Here is a 22,499-nt window from a genome sequence, read left to right on the forward strand (position 1 = left end):
TTTTTGAAAAATGGGAAAATTACGCTAATTCCAAAATTTTTGTGAATGCCAATCGATTGGAAAATCCATCGCTCGAAAATCAACCGTTGGATAACGCTGAGACAACTCTATTAGCCTTTCTTTTAATTTGTTATTTGGAGTTATCGTATGCAACAGATATTTTATCATACATATTTTATAGTAGATACGCCTTCGGTCAGTAGTCGTGTCATCAATCCATTTATAAGTAGGATTTCTTAGTTCAGAAGGGATGTTAGGTAGCTCACGGTTCCACATTCTTCCGTGATGGCAACAAATATTTCGAATGTTAGCGAGTACCATCAACCAAGAAGCCAGCACGGGTGCCTGCAGTCCGAAGGATTTGGCAATCTGCTTTTGCAAACGCCTATCGGCAATATTTATATACAAATTACCAAGAACGCCCAACGGTATTATTTCTGCCAACATCCAGGAAGGCGGATACTGATTACTGTAATTCTGTTTGAAATGGAGAATGAAATCTTCTTTGGATTTTGAATGTTCAGCGTCTATTAATGATAGACTTTGGATGTATCGATTTCTATCTCTAAAATATATCGGATTTGTCAGCCAAAATATATCGTTTAAGAAGCTACATCCTCTATTAACAATTTCTGTGCGTATGGCAATTTCAATTTTCTCAATTTCATTAAAAAGCAACAAACGTAACTTTCTGTCGAAACGATACATATCCAACACCTGATTAAATGTCGCTCCCGCTTTGTATAAATGTTGATTTTTAGGAGTTTGAAGTAGAGGATAGAAATAAGCACTTAGCCTAAAATATCCGATGTGCTTCAAATAATCCTTCGCCCGATCATCATTATCAATAAGTAACCCTCGTTCTTTTAAGAGATTTAGTTGCTCGGGAACCGATAGAAATCCTTTGTTGAATGTCTTCTTCATATGAATAGGAAGGTATATAAATAAAACGACCTGCCGATTTGAGCATTGTTAAGAGGCTTGGCAGGTTCTACATAGTGCAAAAGTACAATTTTGTTTTTACCTGACCAAATTATTGAGTAAATAATACCGATTTTTCTTATTTTTTCATTTTCGTCCGCGGGAGGAAACTCAAACTCTGTGCTTCCATCTTCTTTCAACACGATATAAGTGTCAAACGTTTTTCCCGTTTTGCTTTTTAGCCCTTTCAATAAAGAAGATTTTTTATTTGTTAGAATAGCTTTTACATCAATTTCCGAAAGCCGGTAGTTTGACACAATAAATTTTCGATTTTTTTGATAAAAGACCCCCAGAGGTCTTTTTTTTGTCAAATATTTTTCTATATTTATGGCATTATATAGCATTGTGCAGATATGAAACTGAATATTGTCAAGTCCAAGAACTGTACTATTCTCTACGCGGCACGTTCTTACAAGAGCGAAAGCGGCAAAAGCACGTCCAAAGTGGTCAAGCGTCTAGGGACTGTTGAAGAACTGCGCGGGAAGTTGAATGGGGAAGACCCGATTGAATGGGCAAAGACTCAAGTTGCCGGGATGACCGCACTTGAAAAAGAAGGGAACAAGCACGTCATTATAGACTGCAACCCCATGGCGCTTATCTCCAAAGGCGAGCGGCGCTCGTACAACGGCGGCTACCTGTTCCTTCAGAAAATATATTACGAACTGGGCCTGGACCACATCTGCAAGAAGATAGCGAAGAAACACAAGCTGCTGAAGTATGACCTGAACGGCATTCTTTCGATGTTGGTATACACCCGGATACTGTATCCGGGGTCCAAGCGGTCCTCGTTGGAAGATGCAAGGAAGTTCCTCGAGCAGCCGGAGTGCGCGTTGGAGCAGCGTGTCATCGTGACCTTCTCGTTCAAGTATCAGGAAAATCAAAGTGTCAAACACGGGATTATATATCCTCAGAAAAATAATAGAATTATAAAAATAATTTATCAGTCTGCCATATAGTGTAAGTAAATCTTCCTTTACAAAAATAATAGCGAATAAACACAAACAGCTTATATTTCATTTATTTTCAATCTATTAAGATCAGATTTGTTTGCCATGACACGGTATTGAAACGTGAGATTCAGAAAAGCACCATCTTTTAACTAATAATATTAGTTTTATAACGAAAATATTTAGTTACTTTGCCGGTATAAACTTCAAAACAGACCAAATTATGCGAAACAAAACAGTAGCCAGCGGATGTATAATATTTTTCTTTCTTTTGACAACCGGAAACCTTAACGCTATGCAAGCGGCAAAAAATAATCAGCTTGATCCCCCGCCGCAACAGGAAGAATTGGATAAGGCTTTTCTCCGTATTATTTATGTGTTCGACCAGCAAGCAACAAAAGAGGATGAGAAAATTTTAATCACTGACACGATGGCATTGGATATTGCACAAAACTGGTCGGTGTACTATGATTGGAACAAAGAGCGGAGAGACTCTGTCGCCAAAGTAAAAGATCAGAAATTAATACAAACACTTAAATCGGTAAATGTATTGAAAGATCCCGAGAATGAAATTTTCGAGCGTTTTGAAGCCATGCACCGAAAACCCGAAATTATGAACGACCGGAAAGGTGAAGATGCGCGGATATTTAAGAACCGGTCTGACAACACAACTATTACCATAGACAAAGGTCCACTTACCGGAGCGGGTAAAGGTATATATCTCCGATTAAAAGAACCAATACCTCCCATGGATTGGCAAATATCGGAAGATACTATTTCCATAATGGGTTACCTTTGTTACAAAGCTACAGTCCCATTCCGGGGACGTAATTATACGGCATGGTTTTCACCGGAAATACCGATCAACGAGGGGCCATGGAAGTTATACGGTCTGCCCAGAGCGATCCTGAGTGCAAAAACGGAGGATGGGTTATTTCGCTTTCAGGCGATTGGAATTGAGCAGATCAAAGACGTACCTATCCGGTTTCCGTCCGACAGAGACTTTGAAGAAGCCAAAACTCTGAAACAGGTTAACGATTACAGAAGGTCGAAACTGAAAGACATATCGCTCAGTTATATGGATAATGGCACGATGACTATATTGAGGAAAAGAAACCCTGTGAAATACAATGATTTGGAATTGAGTGAATGATGAATGTGGCAAGGCGTTATTTACTGATCTCGCTGCTGATTTGTAGCTGTTTCCCTTCGTTTGCCCAACAGGAGATCAAAGGAAGGGTGCTGGATTCACAAGACCGCAAACCCGTTGTTTCGGCCACAGTCACGATGCACCCTGTGGGTTCTTCCTCCATCCTGGCCTATACCATGACCGCGGAAGACGGCACATTCATCCTGAAACGCAACCACCTCCCCGACTCGGTCACGGTGACCGTATCGGCCATGACCATCGAACGGCAGTCGAAGACCGTAAAGAGTGATGCCAAACTGGTGGAATTTCTGGTTACCGAGAAGACGATGGAATTGAAAGAGGTGGTCGTGAAAGCGCCCAAAATACGCCAGTTGGGCGACACCATCCATTACGACGTGGCCAGTTTCATGGATGAGACCGACCGCAGCATCGGCGACGTGCTGGAAAAACTGCCCGGCGTGCAGGTGCTCTCTTCGGGACAGATCCTTTACCAGAACAAGGAGATCAGCAAATTCTATATCGAGGGGCTCGACTTGCTCCAAGGCAAATACGGCCTGGCCACCCAAAACGTGGATGCCTCCAAGGTGGCATCGGTGCAGATACTCGAGAACCACCAGCCCATCAAGGCACTCAAAGGGATGGAGATACCCGAGAATGCCGCCATCAACCTGAAACTGAAACAGTCGGCCATGGGTGCTTTCTTTGCCACGGCACAACTGGGGACAGGGCTTCCTCCAATCCTGCTCAGCAATGAGGCCGTGGGCATGCGCTTTACCCGCTCGCAACAAAACCTGCTGGTGTATAAGGGCGACAATACCGGAAGGGATATCAGCAAAGAGTTGACTTCCTATTACGACCATTTCGGAAGCGGCCCCTCCAACCTCTTATCGGTGATTGCCCCCGCCCCGCCTTCCATCAGGGAACAGCACTATCTTTTCAACGATGCCCACCTGGTATCGCTGAACGATTTGAGAGGGATCAAGAAAGACCTCGCACTCACCACCAACATAAACTTCCTGCACGACAAACAGAAAAGCAGCAGCTTCTCACGGCAGGATATCTACCTGACTCCTTCCGATACCCTGCAGATAGCGGAGGAGATGGATGCCCGCCTGCTGAAACGGGAACTGGAAGGGTCAGTCACCCTCGAAGGCAATACCGACAACTACTTCCTGAACAACAAACTCAATGTACGCTCTTCATGGAATACCCATACAGGCAATATCGCGGGTAGTGAACCGGTGGCCCAGTTCCTGCAGCTCCCCTCCTTCCATATTGAAAACGACTTCGACTACCTGCGGCGGAATGACTCACGGCGAAACCGGATAAAGGCAAACGTGGCATATACCACCCGGCGCCATTCGCTGGATGTCTCACCCGTATTGTTCGAAGAGTTGAAGAATTCCGGCCCGCTTATCCGGCAGGATATTTCTTTCGACCGGTTCAATGCCTCGGCCAGCGTATCCGGACATAGGGACCTGCAACGGTTTAGCTTCGGGCACACTGCCGGAGCCTCCTTCCTGCATTACAGGATGGAGTCGGGCCTGCTTTCGGGCACTGCCCATACGCCGGTTGCCGCAGATACCTTGCAAAACAATGCCAGCCGTACGGAAGCAAAACTCAATTTCTCCCCGTCGTTCGGGTACAGGCCTCCATCAGGTCTCCAATTGTACTTTTCCTTTCCCCTGGACTACCTGTTCCTGAACAGGGAAGACGGGATAAGACAGACTAGGCAAAAGAGAGGGCATCTGCTCGTTTCACCCTACCTGTGGTTCCAATATCCATTCAGTACCAGACTGGCTATCTTTTCCAATATTTCCTTTTCCAACCATATCGGTTCGGTGAATGAGGATTACAGGGGATATATACTGAACACCTACCGCAGCATGAACCGCAGCGACGGGTTGTTGTCGAAAAACAGCCGCACATGGGCAAACCTAAGCTTCAATTATAAGAACCCGTTCACCACCCTCTTTACATCACTGCGTTTGTTCTACAACAACACATTGCGCAATATGATTTACGATGTAGGATACAACGGTATCCTGAGCAGCAGCGTAGCCATTCTCCATCCCCACACCTCGCATGATTGGGGTGCGGTTTATTCCATCGGTAAAAGCATCGATGCGATCAACTCCGAAGTGAGATTCAGTACCGGTTATGACCGTAATCAATCGGCAACCCTGCACCAGGGGATAGTCTCCGGCTACAGTTCAACCGGCTATTCCCTTTCCCCTGGTATCACTACCGATATCGGGCGACGGATGATTATAAAATACGGTGCTTCCTACCGGCATAGCCATACCAGAATCAGGGACAATGAAATGGCACCGGTAAATTATTTCACACAGGACATCGCCTTATCGCTGATCCCCGCGAAAGGGTTTACCCTGACCGCTTCAATCAACCATTACTATAATAACATGATCGAATCGTCTGCCCGTTCATCCTGGTTCGGAAACCTGGGAGCACGGTACAGGATGAAGAACGCGGACTGGATGCTCGACTGGACAAATATTTTCAACAGCCGGCAATTCGTGACCTATTCCTATAGCGATATCAGCAGTTATTATTCGGTATATGAATTGCGTCCGGCGGAAGTGTTGTTAAGGGTAAGGTTCAAAATACTGTGAATAATTCACTGTTGCCCATTCGTCATTACTATCCTATGTACGACTAAAAACAAAACAATTCCCGAAAATATGTAAACAAAGATCAACCAATATTCTTTTAGGTACAAGAGTAGGCTTGAAAGTACTAAATAAAATTAAAAGGCCAATATTTCCTGCCGGATTGTTTGGAGAAACGGAATCATCGTCTTAATTTTGCAACGTGTTTTTCATGGTATTAGATTTAAGGTTAACAATGAAGATTGGTTGTCGTGAGACAACCATTTCTTTTTATATATAGGCCCGAACAATTCTGCCAATTTTAAAGATCCGCTCCTTTTATTTGTATTGCTCCCATAATGCGGAAAAGATGGTATCCCTGGTTTTATCGATCAAGCCAGGTATCTCTGCCTCTGCAAGTGATGCGGTGGGTATTGGCCGATGGATCACAAGTTCCATTTTTCCGGGCCTGAGACGAAAACCATCCCTCTTCAGGACATCATAAGCACCGTTTATAGTCAGAGGCACCACGGGAAGGCCCATATCATGGGCCAGACAATAGGCGCCCCGTTTAAAACGCCCCATTTTACCACTCCGGGTACGTGCTCCCTCCGGAAATATCACCATGGAGACGCCATCCACTATCTGTTCTTTCGCCTTCTTAATAGAGGCTGCCCGTGCCTTAGGATTGGTATTGTCCACAAACACGTGACCGGCCTTTTCTGAGGCAAATCCCACGAACGGGATTTTCCGCAGACTTTGCTTTTGCATCCATTTGATATTCTGGTTCAGAAAACCATACACCAGGAAAATATCAAATGCGCTCTGGTGATTGGCAACAAACACATAGGATTGTCGCCGATCCAGGTTTTCATGCCCTCTGGTCTTCACACGACAAAGCGCGAGCCAACAGGTCAACCTCGACCACCATTGGGGAGGATAGTAACCCCAGAACTTGCTTCCGAAGAGGGGAGCCATCACCATTACCGTCAATGCCGTGATAAGGGTAAGCACAATAAAGATCGGCACAAATATGAGCCATTGATACAAAAAAACAAGTTTTTTTTTCATCACCATTCAGTTTTAGTGTGGTCACTCTTCATTTTTACCAGCCTCCCTGTCTCTCGTCCACATCCACGGAAACTTTTTCACAAAAATATACAATTTGAGCATTGCAAAGCGATAAAAAGTCATTTTTTTATCTGCGAAGTTCATTTTTTCGCTGAATATAAAATTTTTATCTCAAATTATTTCCTTGTTTGTTGAATTTTGTGTTTATTTGCGTTACGAAATCAGAAACATAAATTATTATACACACATGAAAGAATTAGCGAGAAACATCGGGGTATTGGTAATGCTCATTGGCGTTGCTATTTTGGTGATTCCCTTTTTGACGTGTGCAACCAATAACACCAATTTAATCATCGGACTGATATTGGTAGTTGAGGGATTACTGGGACACATCTATGTGAACAACATGAAAAAAGGCAGTATGGTGAGTAATATTATCTGGGCAATTATATTGTTGATAGTCCCCTATGCCATCTTCTTCATTTCAAAGAGAATGGCTTATTCCGAAGAAGAAATAGCTGCTTATAACTGAAAAAACCATCTGTTTCACCACAGAATATAAAGATTACGAGAAAAAAATACACACCCCGGGGTTTCAACCCGGGGTGTTTTTGATTTTCCCCTACTTATCGCCAGTACCAGTATTAGAATAGCATTCAAGGGAGATTAAATCACCTTTGCGCACTTTTCCCTACCACATACAACTGGAAATTCTCATACCGCTTCACCACCACTTCATCTCCTTTATCAATGAAACCTTTCAGTGAGATGGCATCGTAAAAGTCACCATCCACATTCACCATGCCCGAAGGACGAAGATCAGTGGCCGCCACACCGCTCTTGCCCACCATGGAAACCGGCTCCATCGATACGGACACATATCCTTCCTGATCGGCATGCAATGCCGCGAACCGCAGGAAGCCGGGTTTGCCGATCCGGCCCGACAGGTAAATAATAAGCACCAGCCCCATACCCGTACCACCTAAGACAACCATCAGCGCCTTGAACATTTCCATGGCGGGTAATCCTTCAAAGTTAAACCGTATATTGCCTATGAGTGCGAGCACCAATGCCGAAAAGACAAAGACTATTCCCAGAATACCGGTTATCCCGAAACCGGGGACGACAAATATTTCAAAGACAATAAAGATTAGCCCCAGGACAAACAGCAGCACTTCCCAGTTCTGGGCATACCCCGTCAGGTAAAGGGGCGTGAAATAGAGGATCGCGGCCGTAACGGCTGCGGCTGTGGGGAAGCCTACGCCGGGCGACTGCAATTCAAAATAGATACCTCCTATGATAAACATGATGAGGAATGCCTGCACGATCCCGTTGGTAAGAAAACCTCTGACCTTATCATAAAAAGAGGGATTATAGGTCTCTAAAGTGTAGTCGCTGTACCCCAGATGGGTCACGATCACTTCATGCACACTTTCCGCGATACCGTCGCAATAGCCCAACTCGCTAGCCTGGCTGGCTGTAAGGGTGAGTATCTGTGTGGAGTCGGCAAAACCGGGTATCACAACCTTTTCATCCACCATCGCCTCGGCAATTTTCGGTTCGCGTCTCCATTTTTTAATGGTATCCCCATTGTTAACAGTCACTATCTGGCCATGGCTCTCGGCTGTGGCACGCATGATACCGCGCATATAGGACTGATGTTTGTCGGATGCCCTTTCACCGCTCCCTCCTTCCACCACTGTCGCAGCACCGATAGAGGCACTGTTGCGCATAAAAATACTGTCGCAGGCAATGGAGATCAGCGCGCCGGCGGAAGCGGCATTATTGTCAATAAAAACATATACGGGAAGGGATGCATTCAGAATGGCCGTGCGCATAGAATCGGCCTCCAGCACGCTCCCTCCATAAGTATTCATATGTAAAAGCACTGCGGCCGCATCTTTTCCGGCGGCCTGATGAAGTCCGTTCTGGAGATATATCCATGTATTACTGCCTATATTTTCCTTTATATTGATCCGGTATATCATGGGTTTGGCATCCTGCGCCGAAAGATCAAAAGAAAGGATCAGAAGAAACAGGGACAATATGATTTGAAATTCTCTCATTTTTCACAAGGTTTAATACAACAAAGATAATAGATTTTGCGATTCACTATTCATTTTAATTTAAAATGTCTATATTCCGGTGTTTGACACTTTGATTTTGTCAGACTGGTGATAGATCAAGGCCACAGGCCGCTGTACGGGCGATTTGTGGCCTTGCTGTTTTTTCTGACTTTGTGGTATATAGAGGTGGGGGGGGGAGCCTCCTCCCTGTCAATCCTCTTTTTCTCTTTTCTTTGTCTGTGAGATGATACTCCTCATCTTCTGTTTGGTTACTATCTGGGTGTCTGTCCTGAAGCCGGCACTGCCATGGAGATGATTGGTCAAGTCCGTCCTGGTGTAAGTGGGGATATATCCTTCACCGGGTATGCTTAGGAAGTCCATCCCCCTGAGCGTATCCAATATCTCATCTGTTGTGAAGTGCTTCCCGCCACGGTTCACTTTCTTCTCCAGATACTTGTATACCAGCAGTGCCAGGAAGCAAGTGAGAAAGTGCGCCTTGATCCTGTCGTCCCTTCTCACGTATACCGGCCGGGCATCGAAGTCGGTTTTCATGATACGGAAGCCGTTCTCGATGATCCAACGGCCGCCGTTGAGTTCGATGATGGCCGGGGCCGGGTCTTCGAGGTCCGTACACAGGGCATAGAAGCCGTCGAAGCGCGCCTCCTGGTCTATCATCTCCTGATTGAGCGAGAAGTTCTCTATCTGGGCCAGCTCACCGTCCGCGGTGACATGCTCGGCCTTGATGAAGCGCTTGGCATCGTTGGGGCTCTTCTTCTTTGAGGTGGCACCCCGTCCCTTGGCAAGCAAAGCTTTGGCGCGGGCTATCTGACGTTCGCGGACATGGCGGAGGTACTCCTGATACTTGAACGAGAAGGTCACGATGACGCGCTGCTCCAACGTCTCTCCAGTTGACATCAGCGTGGGGTCCCAGCGTTCCTTGAAGAAGAGAGTCTCATGGTACTCCTTTGCGTCCAGGATGCTGATGTCATACTCCTCCTTGCCCCGCGAACCGGCAATACGCCACCCCTTGCTGTCCAGGGCCCATTCCCGCAGGTGCTTTTTCAACTTCTTCAGTGACTGCACGGTAATGAATGACCTGTCTCCCACGCTGTCATTCTTGCGGTTCTCATAGCTTGAAAGGCCTCCATCGGTGCAGACCACCAGCTTGGACAGGCCGAACTTGTCCCTCAGTATCTGCTCCATCGGCTTGAGCGTGCCGGTCTCCGCCGTGTTCCCCGGCTCGACGCACATCGCCAGCGGGAAGCCGTCGTGGTCCATGAACAGGCCCATCTGCACGATGGGCAGCGGACGGTTCTCCTTGCTGTGGCCATACTGGCGCAAGCCGCTTTCCTCTTCACACTCGAAGAAGTAGTTCGTCAGGTCATAATACACCACCCGCGTATTGCGCTTCCCGAGTTTGAGACTGCGTTTGTACACGCCGGCCTGTATCTCGTTGAACTCACCGGCCAGCAGCGACAACGCCCTGTACACCTGCTCCAGCGCGCACTCCGGCTGCTCGAGGAACTTCCTTGCATCTTCCAACGAGGACCGCTTGGACCCCGGATACAGTATCCGGGTGTATACCAACATCGAAAGAATGCCGTTCAGGTCATACTTCAGCAGCTTGTGCTTCCTCGCTATCTTCTTGCAGATGTAGTCCAGGCCCAGTTCGTAATATATTTTCTGAAGGAACAGGTAGCCGCCGTTGTACGAGCGCCGCTCGCCTTTGGGGATAAGCGCCATGGGGTTGCAGTCAATAATGACGTGCTTGTTCCCTTCTTTTTCAAGTGCGGTCATCCCGGCAACTTGAGTCCTTGCCCATTCAATCGGGTCTTCACCATTCAACTTCTCGCGCAGTTCTTCAACAGTCCCGAACTTCTCCACAACTTTGGTTGTGCTTTTTCCGTCATCTGCGCGATACCCCTTGATGGCATAGAGGTAGGTGAAGCGTCCGCTTTTCTTGGCTACTAGTCTCATGTTTTTAATATCTACCAATATATACCACAAATATAGAAATAATATTTGACAAAAAAAAGACCTCTGGGGGTCTTTTATCAAAAAAATCGAAAATTTATTGTGTCAAACTACCGTGATGAAGTCCGTTCTGGAGATATATCCATGTATTACTGCCTATATTTTCCTTTATATTGATCCGGTATATCATGGGTTTGGCATCCTGCGCCGAAAGATCAAAAGAAAGGATCAGAAGAAACAGGGACAATATGATTTGAAATTCTCTCATTTTTCACAAGGTTTAATACAACAAAGATAATAGATTTTGCGATTCACTATTCATTTTAATTTAAAATGTCTATATTTGTACTTCAATTTATCAGTATGAGCGCAATTTTACTAAGCATAGGATCAAACACGTTCGCCAAAACCAATATCGACAAAGCCAAGAGAATGCTTTTATTTCTTTTCCCCGATATTGTTTTCAGTGAGCCCATCCTGACTGAGCCGGAAGACGATAAGTATGCCTACCTTTTTCGGAATGTGCTTGCAAAAGCCAATACAGAAATGTCTCCGGAAGAGGTTATTGACAAGATCAAACAAACGGAACGGGCTGTAGGACGAACTCCCAGGGATAAGTATTTAGGCAGAATGATCATTGATATCGATCTGATTCAATATGACGGTCGGATTCTCCGTCCGCAGGACTATGAGAGGGATTACGTCCAGCAGCTATTACCCACCCTGTCGGACCTTGAGGTAACGATTCCCGGCATGCCGGACACTGCCGATACGATAACAGACACTGAAATCACGGAAGAGGAAGATTAACAGGTATCTTGGGAATAAATTCAAGCAACTCCATCCACACTTGTAATGCTTTGACAAGGTAGACGGAGTTGTTTAGGTGTTTCCGAACTCAATTTCGTAAAAGATAACAGTAGTGCATTTCTCGATTTTTGTTTAGCTTTTAGTTGGTAACATTCAACGTTATAACACAATAATCCCCCACACCACAACTATTCGTTGCCCGACATACAAGCTGGTATGTTCCCGGATCATAAAAAGCAATATCGACAAAACGACCAGAAGGATAAACAGAGTTTCGGCCTCTGGGGTTCAATATCCATTCGAAATTGGACGGGATCGGAGCTCCATCTGGAAGAATGGCTTCATATCGAGCTTCCTGTCCATTCGGAGGGCTTTGCAGCCCTGCAATTCTTTGTATTGCCGGCGCCCCAAAATGGACTCTCAATGGAGCTACATTAGTCGTGCAGTTGCTATACACAATTTTGCACTGAATCATATCCGAACCATTCCTTGTTTTTCTATATACAGCTTTACTAGTACCCTGACCTGAAACCAGTGTTAGATTACTGTTATTTGTACCCCACAGCACCGTGAATCCCTGTGGTAATACATCGAATGTAAACTCTCAACCAATATTTTTTCAAATCATCTTTTTCCTTTGACGTATAATCCGCTCCTATAAACTGACCTGCTACAACAGGAGTATTATTAGGAGTATAAATAATTACATTAGTATATTGTGCATTAGCATATGCACTAATCATCATTATTGACAAAATAAGATTTATCTTACATACTTAATGTATTTTCATAACTATCTTTTTAAGTCATTCAAAAAAAGTTTCGCGTATTTTTCAACTACATCATAAACACATATATCATACCCCCATGTATTTTCACTAAGACCATTTCGTTGAGGGTCACCCACACCATCTTCTGTCTTGAAAGCGCTGTATTTACCATCCTTATTTGCTTCTGTAAGGAATGGAGTATAGTTACCTGCTTTCATGATAGCAACCAGGATATGTCTCGGTTCTTTCAACAACTTCTTCTCCCGATTCATCATCTTCAACGCCATCATCATAAATTGAACCCTCTCTTCCTCTTTTAGTAAAGATATACACGCATCACTTGCTATTATCATTTCCAAACATTTCTTGCGCCCTATTACTTCTTCACCCTGTTCTATCATCGAAAGATACCGTGATGCTAAAACTTCAACACAGTTATCCCTACCGAAAATCTCTTTTAAAATTTTGTCATTATTGACCATATTGTTGAACTCTGTCACTCCCGGATGGAGAGAATAAGAACACGCCTCACACCATGGCCCCAATACCCGTTCAGGATGGGTAAGGTAAGTATCTAATAAACCGCATGTACTCATGGATCGGATTGTTTCATCGCTGACAACAAATGCTTCTGCGTCTTTTATTGTCCAGTTAGCAGAATACTGAATCCCATCGGAAACGCTACCACATCTCTGTTGATAAGTCCCATATCTGGATTTGATTGCATTCCAGTCATCTCTCGTTACAGACGATAAATCATCGTCTTGCGAACATCCAGCAAACACCAATGCCAGATATGAAATATAAAGGAGTTTTTTCATTGTAATCATTTTTGATTGTTAACGTTTTTGATAAAATTGTCCGATCAAATCTTTTCCTACGTCTTTTCTTGACAGCAAATGTTGAAAAATATTAAAACTGGATAGCATTATAAGGAATCCTTCTTGAGGGGTGTTAAATGCCGTAAAGTATCCAAACAGAGGAAAATCAACAAAAAAGTCTACGATTTCATCTGAAGATGATCTCATCAATACATCTTCAGGAATCTGAACGGCAGCTATTCGTTCTTCCTCGCTTTTTAACAAGCTCCATTCTACTGTTCCTGGCTTTACACGATAAACCCATGCTCGTTCTTTGGCAAGGCGAGTTTGTGCCTGTTCACTCGATTGTTCTTCCTCTGGAACTTTCAGTTTGGCTTCTTCTTCACACCCTCCAATCATTACGAGTAGAAATATGGAAATCACCGTAAATAATAAAAATGTTTTTGTTTTCATTCCGTTTGATTCTAAGTGAATGATAATACAAAGAACCCTTACTACCTGCAAACTTTGTGTACAACGGTGGCGTAGTTCTCGGCTCCTTCTTCGGAACGAAAACACCCGCTGACTTTCAATTTCGTCTTGGCCGGTCTCAATGCTTTTTCGGAGTTGTTGTTCGTGGGAGGAACCTCAGGATTGGAGAGGAAAGTAAAGATATAATCCCGGTGTTTGGCAATGCCTTTTTTGAGTTTATCAAGTTCGGTATCCTCTCCGTTTTCTTTCGTGTAAACCGGAGGCCTTTCAAGCAGTTTCCCCAGCCTTTCTTCCATCTCTTTCCTGACCTCTTCCCCAATGTCGTTTCCGTTTCGGTGATGGACGGAGTCCCGGGGTTTACCACGACCACCTTCAATTCAATCTTGAAACGGATTTCACACCTTTCACCGCGCGCATTTTTTTAATTAGCTGGTCGAGCATCGAAGTATCTCCCAGCATCACAGCGATATTTCCCTGGAAAAGGCCGTCGTTGGAATCAATGGTGATGGAACGCATCTGCACACCCTCCTCTTTCGAAATGATGGACATCAGGTTGGCCACAATATTGAGTTGATCATTCCCTATCACCCTCAACACAATAGTATAACTGGAAGAGCTTGCCTTACCCGACCAGCGGGCCTTCAATATGCGGTAACCGAACCGGGAGAACAGATCATGGGCATTTGGACAACTCGCGCGATGTATTTTGATCCCCTGCGAAGAGACAAAGCCGAAAATATCATCTCCGAAAATAGGATTGCAACATCTCGCCAGTTTATAATCCACACCGGTCAGGTTCTGGTCGATAATCAACTCATCGGAACCTGTCATTTCAGGTGAGGGCTTCTTTAAAGTAAACTCTCCGGCACTCACCACAGGATGGCTCTCCCTGCCTTCCGACTCCTTACTTTCCAATTCCAGATAGCGGTCGATCACCCAGTTCACGTCGATTTTTTCCGAAGCGATATCCACGTAAAAGTCGGTGACAGTCTTATATCTGAGTTTTTTGATGAGTTGCATCAGATGTGGTTCATCCACTTCAATTTTCCGGTTCCTCATCCGCCGTAACAGCGTTTCCTTTGCGATATCCACCTGCTTGCCGGCCTCCTCCTTCAGCAACTGGCGTATTTTGGTCCGTGCTTTTGAAGTTACCGCGAAACTCAGCCAATCCTGCTTGGGTGTTTGATGCGACGAGGTATTGACCGCTACCTGGTCGCCGCTTTTCAGGACATGCCTGATGGGCACATTTTTCCCGTTCACCCTTCCCGACATACAGGCAGCTCCCAGGTTGGAGTGAATGGCGAAAGCGAAATCGAGCACTGTCGCTCCTTTGGGAAGCTTGAGCAGATCTCCCTTCGGGGTAAATACAAAAATTTCCTCGTCGTACAGGTCGAGTTTGAAATCGGTCAACTTCTGGCTCAGATTGGTTTCGCTGTCTTCCAGCGACTCCCGCAGCGAACTCAGCCAGTTATCCAGGGCCGTCTCCCCCTTTACGCCTTTGTATTTCCAATGTGCTGCCAGCCCGCGTTCGGCGATCTCATCCATCCGTTTCGACCGTATCTGCACTTCCACCCATCTTCCGTCGGGTCCCATCACCGTAATATGAAGCGATTCGTATCCATTGCTTTTGGGAATGGAGAGCCAGTCTTTCAACCGCTTGGGGTTGGGCTGATACATATCGGTGATGATGGAATATACCTGCCAGCATTGGGCTTTCTCCTGTTCCGGCGGTGAATCGAGTATCACCCGGATCGCGAACAGATCATAAATATTTTCAAATTCAATCTTCTGTTTTTTGAGCTTGTTCTGGATGGAATGGATCGATTTGGTACGCCCCTTGATATCATATTTCAGCCCTGTTTTATCCAGACGTTCCTTTACCGGCCCGATAAACTCACTGATATAACGGTCACGCGACCGCTTCGTCTCATTCAACTTATGGGCAATAAAATCATACTGCTCCCGGTCGGTATATTTCAGGGAGAGGTCTTCGAGCTCCGACTTGATGGTATAGAGACCCAGCCGGTGTGCAAGAGGGGCATACAAATAAGTGGACTCCACCGCCAGATCCAACTTGTGTGACGGCGCTCTCCCCTTCGCATCGCGCATACGTTGCAGCTGTCGCGCTATCATAATGAATACCACCCGGATATCCTCAGCGATGGAAAGCAGCAACTTGATATAGTTTTCCGACTCCACCGCCGTCTTCTTATCACTGAATTGATTCACTTTTTTCAATCCCCTGAGAATACTCTCCACCTCACTGCCAAATAGCCGCTCGATCTCATCCGGAGAATGGTCACCGGCCGCGACGCTATGAAAAAGCAAGACCGCGCATACTGCCGGTTGCCTCAGCCCTATCTCATCAATAATAATCACGGCCGTCCGCATGGCCGACACCAGGCGATACAGCGTCTCGCTGCCAGGCTGCTCTTCCGCTTTTTCAAAGGACCGGCGCAACAACTCTTTCAGTCCCCACACCCTTCGCAGATCCCATTCCTGCCTGAAAAAGGAATAAAGCCTGCCATAGAGTCGTAAAAACTCACCACGGTCCGTAAAAGTATCCTCTCTCATTTTCTTTGATTTGTTGCTTTTCCATTCACAAATTTATAATTTTCTCCCGAATATCAAAGAAGAAGCGGCTAAAAGTTCAGGAACAAATGGCTATATTTGCAGGCAAAATCAAATCCGTTTGTTATGCGAAAAAATCTATCTTTTTTATTTCCTCTTATTCTCGTAATGCCCTTTATTTTATCAGCGCAGCAGCGTGAAATCCTTTTATTGAATGAAGGCTGGGAATTTTCACAAATGAACAAAGGGCAGTGGTATGCTGCGGAAGTGCCGGGATCGGTACAGCGCGACCTGGTGCGGCATAATGTGCTGCCTGACCCTTTTTATGGCACCCACGAAGAAAAAGTGCAGTGGGTGGAGGATGAAAACTGGGATTTCAGAAAAACGTTCACCGTGACGGATGACCAGTTACAGTACGACGAGGCGCAACTCTTTTTTGAGGGACTGGATACCCATGCCGATGTGTTTCTGAATGGTTCACGCATTCTCCGCTCCGAAAATATGTTCATCGGATATAAGGTGCCGGTGAAGCAATTACTCAAGGAGGGGGAAAATCACCTCTATATTCGTTTTTATTCGCCCATACAACTGATGATGCCCGCCAGGACTACTTTTGGATACGATTATCCGGCGGGGAACGACCACCGGGAAGAAAAGCTAAGCATATATAACCGTAAAGCTCCCTATCATTTCGGATGGGACTGGGGCATACGGATTGTGCAGATGGGTATCTGGAAACCGGTGTCATTGAATTTTTACAACGATGCCCATATAGAAGATTATTATGTAAAGCAGACCTCCGTGACGGAACAGTCCGCCAAGATCGACAATCAGATAGAGATCCATTCCCTATCCAACGAACCGGCACAAGCCGTCATCACCATTGAATACGGTTTGCAGGGTAATGTGAGTGCAGGCAAGCCGATTTCAAAGAATATCACCTTGCAACCGGGTAAAAATCAACTCTCTCTACCCCTGGAAATCAATCAACCCAAAAGATGGATGCCGGCGCATTGGGGAGAACAACATCTCTATGATTTTACGGTGACCGTTGTGTCGGGCAACCGGGAAATCGCAAAAAAAACTGTCCGGACAGGTTTGCGTTCAGTTCGGCTGGTACAGGAACCGGATGAGCACGGCAAATCATTCTACGTGGAAGTGAACGGTATGCCCGTTTTTGCCAAGGGAGCCAACTACATCCCCGGTGAGATCTTCACAACCCAACAGGATGCCGGTTTTTACGAAAGACTGTTTGACAACATCACCGCGGCCAACATGAATTTTGTACGCGTATGGGGAGGTGGCATTTATGAAAACGAGGAGTTTTACCGTCAGGCCGACGAAAGGGGTGTCTTAGTATGGCAGGACTTCATCTTCGGTTGCGTGCCCTACCCTTCCGACGATGCTTTTCTGGCCAATGTGCGGGAAGAGGCGATCTACAATATCAAACGTCTCCGCAACCACGCTTCGCTCGCCTTCTGGTGCGGCAACAACGAGATAGAAGAGGGCCTTAATCACTGGGGTTGGCAAAAAGAATACCCGGCCGAAGTGATGGAGGCATGGTTCAAAGGGTACGATAAAACATACCGAGAACTGATCCCCGGATTAGTGAACGAATTTGACGGTACACGCAGCTATATCCACGGATCGCCTTATGACTCGAACTGGGGAAATCCCGAGAAATTCGCCGCAAGCGACGCGCACGACTGGGGGTTGTGGTACGGGCATCTCCCATTTGAAGGAATGGCAGACCGGTTACCCCGCTTCGCCAGCGAATTTGGCTTTCAGTCATTCCCTGAAATGAAAACCATCCGATCTTTCGCTCCCGAGGATCAATGGAGCCTTGAAAGTGAGGTCATGACGGTGCATCAGAAAGCATCGACCGGCAACTCCCTTATCAAAAAATATATGGATATGTATTATCCGGAACCGGGAAATTTCGAGGATTTTGTCTATATCGGTCTGGTGATGCAGGGCAACGGCATGGAGGAGTCGGTGGAAGCGATGCGTCGTGGAAGGCCCTATTGCATGGGAGCGCTTTATTGGCAAATCAACGACGACTGGCCGGTGGTTTCCTGGTCGAGTATCGACTACTACAACAACTGGAAAGCGCAACACTACCGTATGCGGGATGTGTTGGCTCCCCTGGCCTTGGGCGTCGAGTCTAAGGATGGTAAACTGAATTATTACACTATGTCCGATTATCTCCAGGACCATGACAACCTCAGCTTGACCGTGCAGGTGATAGACTTCTCGACAGGAAAACGGAACGAATTTACCGAGCGTGTCAATGCCAAAGCCAACGACAGCCGGATCGTCAAAACATTCAATATCTCAGCACTGGTAAGTGAAGCAGAAAAGAGGCATACCATGATACATGCTTTCCTGAGCGACAGTAAAGGGAATGTGATCTCTTCCAAGGATCATTTCTTCTACTGGCCCAACAAACTGGAATTGCCGGAAACGGAAGTGAAAACCAATGTGCAATACCGCGACGGAGAATACAGGGTGACCCTTTCAAGCAAAAAGCTGGCAAAAGACGTCTTTGTGGAGATACCCATCCAGGGCGCCCGCTTCAGCGATAACTTCATCGATCTGCTACCGGGAGAGAAAAGAACCATCACCATCACTTCCCCCGCACTGAAAGCGGCTGACAAAACCCCTATTACGGTGAAACATGTCAGGGAAACTTACTAATGTGAAAAGGTGGAAAAGCGGGAAAGGGGAAATATGAGGCGCCACATGATAAAAGAAGTAATTGGCAATTAGAAATCAGCCAATGGGTAATTAAAAACGCAATGGGGAAAAAAGAAGACTTTTCAATATTATTGGTGGTGGCGGTCACCTCCTTTATGGGTACTTTTCTGGTGTCGGCGGTCAATATCGCCCTGCCCACCATTGAAAGGGATCTGGCGCTCAATGCCATCGAGCTGAGCTGGGTCATCACCGCTTTTATACTGGCCATGGCGCTTTTCATGCTTCCGGCGGGAAGCTGGGGCGACAGGAGCGACAACCGGCGATTATTCAAACTGGGGCTGATATTGTTCACCGTCTCCTCAGCCATCTGTTATGTGGCACCCAACGGGTATTGGCTCGTTGGCGCACGCTTTCTGCAGGGTATTGGCGCTGCTTTTACCGGCACGACGGGCCAGGCTATCTTAGTATCGTCGTTCCCGGCCGAGCGACGGGGGCAGGTACTGGGCATCTCCGTGGCTTCCGTCTATGGGGGACTGGCGCTGGGCCCCGTCATCGGTGGGATTATCACTCTTCATGTCGGCTGGCGCTCCCTTTTCCTGATTGCCGCTATCTTCGGGCTGCTCACCATCCTTATCTCCCATCTTTTCCTGAAGAATGATGAAACCAAACACACATCTGCAAAAGGCGGAGACAAAACAGGCACCTTCCTTTTCATGGTGGGACTCGCCGCATTGGTCTACGGCTCCTCACTGATCCCTTCCGCTGTGGGTTGGGGAATGATGACCGGGGCAGTAATGCTGATTTTCCTTTTCTGGAGATATGAAAGCCGGGCGGAACATCCGATGCTCGACACGCGGCTCTTCTCCCACAACCGCCTTTTCACCTACTCCAGCCTGTCGGCACTTATCAATTATACCGCCACCTTCGCCATCGTCTTTTTCCTCAGCCTCTACCTGCAAAAGGTACAGGGGCTCTCGCCACGCGACGCGGGCGCGGTAATCGTGGCGCAACCGGCCATGATGGCCCTCTTCTCTCCCATCGTGGGAAAACTGTCCGACAAGATACAGCCGCGCTACTTTGCCACCACCGGCATGGCCATGTGCACAACCGGATTAGGCATGCTGGCTTTCCTCGGCCCCACAACGGCCATCTGGATCATTGTCGCCATCCTTATATGGGTGGGAGTCGGCTTTGCCCTTTTCTCCTCTCCCAACATGAATACCATTATGAGTTCGGTAGAGAGACGGCAATATGGACAAGCTTCGGGACTCGCCTCTTCCATGCGGGTATTCGGACAGATCATAAGCATGAGCATTGTCACCCTGATCTTCGCGCTGTTGTTCGGTAACCGGTCGATAGAGGAAGTACCCAATTCCGTTTTTTTACAGGCCATGCGATGGGGATTTATCATCTTCTCCCTGATCGGCGTGCCGGGTATCTACTTCTCATTCAACCGTGGAAATTTGAAAAGAAAAGTGTAAAAGGCTGAGAAACTGTTTTGATTTTTTTCATCCATTGTTTTTCAGCAATTTTTTGTTGGGTCTTGAATAAAAGTCATCACAGTTCTTCCCTCAATATTTTTTGTAAAAGATAAGTGGCATTGAGATTTCTGGAAACACCTCTCTGTATTTTATAACTATACCGCTCTTCTTCGGAAAGAGATATCTCGAAACAATAATTTAGAAACAAGCCAGGCAGGTCATTCTCCAATTTTGCCAGTTCCAGGTCGTGGGTAGCGATAATGCCCGTCACGGGTAATTCCCTCATTTTTTTCAGGAACAATATCGAACCGTCAAGTTTATCTTTGGAATTGGTTCCCTTTAACAGTTCATCCAGAATGATTAAAGTATGTTGGTGAGAACGGCAATACCTTATCAGCTCCCTCATCCTTTCCAACTCCGCCTTGAAATAAGAGGTCCCCGATGAGAGATCATCTGTGTTGCGCATACTGCTGAATAAATGGAAAAGGGTGAAACTGAACTTCGAGGCACACACATTCATGCCACTGACCGCCAATATATAATTGGCACCCACCGTGCGCAGGAAGGTGCTTTTCCCGGCCATATTGGCGCCGGTAATAATCAGAAACTGTTTTTTGATGATGAGTATGTCATTGTTTACCCGTTTTTCTTTGGATATAAACGGATGCCCCAACCCGGATGCATCCAGAAGAAGATCTGCGCGTGCCGTGATTTCCGGCTGGATGAATTCAGGCAGATTAAACATATAGGTAGCCTGCGACACCCTCGCTTCCATTTCCGCCAATGTACTGATCCAGGATTGGAGATGACACAGATAATTGTTTTTCCACCGGTAGAATTGCCGTAACAGGAACAGGTCCCTCAGAAAAAAGCCGTTGAGCAACACAAGGATATAAGCATTATGGCGCTGGTCAAATTTCTTCAACAGGATGGAAAGCTCCTTCAACGCTTCACGAGAGTTGTGGATGCCGAATAATTTCTCTTTTAAAGTCCTGTTCTGGGAAGCTTCAAAAGTTTCCTGATGCACGACATGCAACAAATCGGCATGTATCCGGTTATTTTTATGGAGAAAACCTATGTCGGCACCGACTTTGTTCAGCGCCTGGCTAAAGATCACCGGCAAGAAAAGCTGAATCATGAACAAGGTGACGAATACCGCCCAGGGCAGGTACCCCAACCATGCCAATATCAGCGATGTCAGGGTAATAGCGATAGAGATACAGAGAAGGAGTAACCCTGTTTTGGAGGTCAGCAGGGTATTGTCACCCTTGTGGGTAGTGATCAGCCTGTAGTCATTTTTCTCTTCATCGAAACCTTTGCAGACAGCCATGAACTGATGCCTGAAATCATCTTTTCGCACCAATTCCGAAAGCGACTCCTGCCTTGCCACAATCTCTTCTTCGCTTTTCGGAATTGAACTCAGCTTCTCAGCCAGGATAGCACCTGCCTCATGCGTCACTGTCCGGTTGATCATATGATAAATGGAGTTCTCACCGAAAATATCCAGGTCATAAGAATAGGCATGCTTTTTATCAATAAATGGTTCTCCGTTATCGAAAGGGCTGTAATCGCCATCCAGAAAACTGATTTCATCCGTGTACACTCGCTGTAAAGCCCCATGATAAGCCCTCTTTTGCAGATAGTGCTCATCCCACTTGTACAACAACGAGAAAACTGCAAGCGAAAGTGCGGCGAGGATAAAACAGATTGTCCTGTCCCATCCCCATCGATAGGTGGCAATCACCAGGAAAACACCTGTGAGAAAGAACAGCAGCTTCAGAAAAGGGAATATCCTTAACCGGGATCTTATCTTATTCAACGCTATACTATTCTCCTCTATTTTGCTTTTATAATAGTCCTTGTTCATTTCTTCAATCGATAAATCACTATTCATTAGTTAAAGTCTATACTAACAGATATTTTGCAGGGTATCCATAGCCCAGAAGTATCACTTGAATTAAAAAACACGCCGCCAAAGATACAATTTTTTGAGGTTTCCATCCTCCCTCATTTCACCTTAGCACATTAATTATTATCTTTGCACCCGCAAAGAAAATATTGGAACTATTTCGTTAAGCAA

General features: G+C 46.0%; 18 protein-coding genes. 7 read left to right on the forward strand and 11 right to left on the reverse strand.

Annotation, left to right across the window (positions count from 1 at the left end; translation table 11 throughout):
* Positions 1-24: 24 nt before the first annotated feature.
* Both D7D25_RS14945 and D7D25_RS14950 read right to left on the reverse strand, forming a co-directional pair.
* The gene (locus tag D7D25_RS14945; protein ID WP_122969736.1) at positions 25-924 is read right to left on the reverse strand and encodes an Abi family protein; all 900 of its coding nucleotides are present in this window, start codon (positions 922-924) and stop codon (positions 25-27) included.
* The gene (locus D7D25_RS14950; protein WP_221408016.1) at positions 921-1,292 is read right to left on the reverse strand and encodes a topoisomerase C-terminal repeat-containing protein; all 372 of its coding nucleotides are present in this window, start codon (positions 1,290-1,292) and stop codon (positions 921-923) included. Before D7D25_RS14950 ends, D7D25_RS14945 begins: the two co-directional genes overlap by 4 nt.
* Before the next feature lie 42 nt (positions 1,293-1,334).
* Here D7D25_RS14950 and D7D25_RS14955 point away from each other — a divergent pair, with 42 nt between their 5' ends.
* From D7D25_RS14955 to D7D25_RS14965, 3 genes are all read left to right on the forward strand, one after another.
* Entirely contained in the window at positions 1,335-1,937 is a 603-nt protein-coding gene (locus tag D7D25_RS14955; protein ID WP_122969738.1) for a hypothetical protein, read from the forward strand.
* A gap of 214 nt (positions 1,938-2,151) precedes the next feature.
* Entirely contained in the window at positions 2,152-3,081 is a 930-nt protein-coding gene (locus tag D7D25_RS14960; protein ID WP_122969739.1) for a GLPGLI family protein, read from the forward strand.
* 5 nt (positions 3,082-3,086) lie between these two features.
* Complete coding sequence (locus D7D25_RS14965; RefSeq protein WP_158602639.1) at positions 3,087-5,711, forward strand: carboxypeptidase-like regulatory domain-containing protein; 2,625 nt, start codon at positions 3,087-3,089, stop codon at positions 5,709-5,711.
* A 315-nt stretch (positions 5,712-6,026) separates the two neighbouring features.
* On the opposite strand, the gene D7D25_RS14970 is transcribed toward D7D25_RS14965, so the two are convergent.
* Positions 6,027-6,758, reverse strand: a complete 732-nt coding sequence (locus D7D25_RS14970; protein ID WP_122969779.1) for a 1-acyl-sn-glycerol-3-phosphate acyltransferase — start codon at positions 6,756-6,758, stop codon at positions 6,027-6,029.
* A gap of 247 nt (positions 6,759-7,005) precedes the next feature.
* On the opposite strand from D7D25_RS14970, the gene D7D25_RS14975 reads away from it, so the two are divergent.
* Positions 7,006-7,290 carry a hypothetical protein gene (locus D7D25_RS14975; RefSeq protein WP_148038951.1) on the forward strand — a complete coding sequence of 95 codons (285 nt, stop codon included), beginning with the start codon at positions 7,006-7,008 and terminating at the stop codon, positions 7,288-7,290.
* A gap of 139 nt (positions 7,291-7,429) precedes the next feature.
* Here the strand turns inward: D7D25_RS14975 and D7D25_RS14980 are convergent, their stop codons facing one another.
* From D7D25_RS14980 to D7D25_RS14990, 3 genes are all read right to left on the reverse strand, one after another.
* On the reverse strand, positions 7,430-8,824 hold the full coding sequence (locus D7D25_RS14980) for a nodulation protein NfeD (RefSeq protein ID WP_122969742.1): 1,395 nt from the start codon (positions 8,822-8,824) through the stop codon (positions 7,430-7,432).
* A 210-nt stretch (positions 8,825-9,034) separates the two neighbouring features.
* A complete protein-coding gene (locus D7D25_RS14985; RefSeq protein WP_122969743.1) occupies positions 9,035-10,801 on the reverse strand; it encodes an IS1634 family transposase in 1,767 nt (588 codons plus the stop codon).
* A gap of 94 nt (positions 10,802-10,895) precedes the next feature.
* Entirely contained in the window at positions 10,896-11,066 is a 171-nt protein-coding gene (locus D7D25_RS14990; RefSeq protein WP_185140271.1) for a hypothetical protein, read from the reverse strand.
* Between the two features lie 95 nt (positions 11,067-11,161).
* Here D7D25_RS14990 and D7D25_RS14995 point away from each other — a divergent pair, with 95 nt between their 5' ends.
* Positions 11,162-11,608 carry a 2-amino-4-hydroxy-6-hydroxymethyldihydropteridine diphosphokinase gene (locus D7D25_RS14995; protein ID WP_158602640.1) on the forward strand — a complete coding sequence of 149 codons (447 nt, stop codon included), beginning with the start codon at positions 11,162-11,164 and terminating at the stop codon, positions 11,606-11,608.
* Positions 11,609-12,401: 793 nt separating this feature from the next.
* Here the strand turns inward: D7D25_RS14995 and D7D25_RS15010 are convergent.
* The 4 genes from D7D25_RS15010 to D7D25_RS15025 are packed head-to-tail and all read right to left on the reverse strand — an operon-like array spanning position 12,402 to position 16,244.
* Complete coding sequence (locus D7D25_RS15010) at positions 12,402-13,199, reverse strand: hypothetical protein (protein ID WP_148038952.1); 798 nt, start codon at positions 13,197-13,199, stop codon at positions 12,402-12,404.
* An 18-nt stretch (positions 13,200-13,217) separates the two neighbouring features.
* Positions 13,218-13,652 (reverse strand): hypothetical protein, encoded by a 435-nt coding sequence (locus D7D25_RS15015; RefSeq protein WP_122969748.1) that lies wholly within the window; start codon positions 13,650-13,652, stop codon positions 13,218-13,220.
* 41 nt (positions 13,653-13,693) lie between these two features.
* Positions 13,694-14,047: a transposase gene (locus D7D25_RS15020; protein WP_370453862.1), complete on the reverse strand. Its 354-nt coding sequence runs from the start codon at positions 14,045-14,047 to the stop codon at positions 13,694-13,696.
* Entirely contained in the window at positions 14,043-16,244 is a 2,202-nt protein-coding gene (locus D7D25_RS15025) for a bifunctional (p)ppGpp synthetase/guanosine-3',5'-bis(diphosphate) 3'-pyrophosphohydrolase (protein ID WP_122969750.1), read from the reverse strand. Before D7D25_RS15025 ends, D7D25_RS15020 begins: the two co-directional genes overlap by 5 nt.
* A gap of 123 nt (positions 16,245-16,367) precedes the next feature.
* Between D7D25_RS15025 and D7D25_RS15030 the strand changes: the two genes are divergently transcribed.
* Positions 16,368-18,938, forward strand: coding sequence for a glycoside hydrolase family 2 protein (locus D7D25_RS15030; protein WP_255417338.1), 2,571 nt, complete (start codon positions 16,368-16,370; stop codon positions 18,936-18,938).
* A gap of 101 nt (positions 18,939-19,039) precedes the next feature.
* Entirely contained in the window at positions 19,040-20,419 is a 1,380-nt protein-coding gene (locus tag D7D25_RS15035; protein WP_122969752.1) for an MFS transporter, read from the forward strand.
* Positions 20,420-20,495: 76 nt separating this feature from the next.
* Here D7D25_RS15035 and D7D25_RS15040 read toward each other — a convergent pair whose 3' ends face one another.
* Positions 20,496-22,313 (reverse strand): DNA mismatch repair protein MutS, encoded by a 1,818-nt coding sequence (locus D7D25_RS15040; protein ID WP_122969753.1) that lies wholly within the window; start codon positions 22,311-22,313, stop codon positions 20,496-20,498.
* Between the last annotated feature and the right edge of the window lie 186 nt (positions 22,314-22,499).

It is taken from the genome of Proteiniphilum sp. X52 (assembly GCF_003712195.1).
Lineage (GTDB): Bacteria > Bacteroidota > Bacteroidia > Bacteroidales > Dysgonomonadaceae > Proteiniphilum.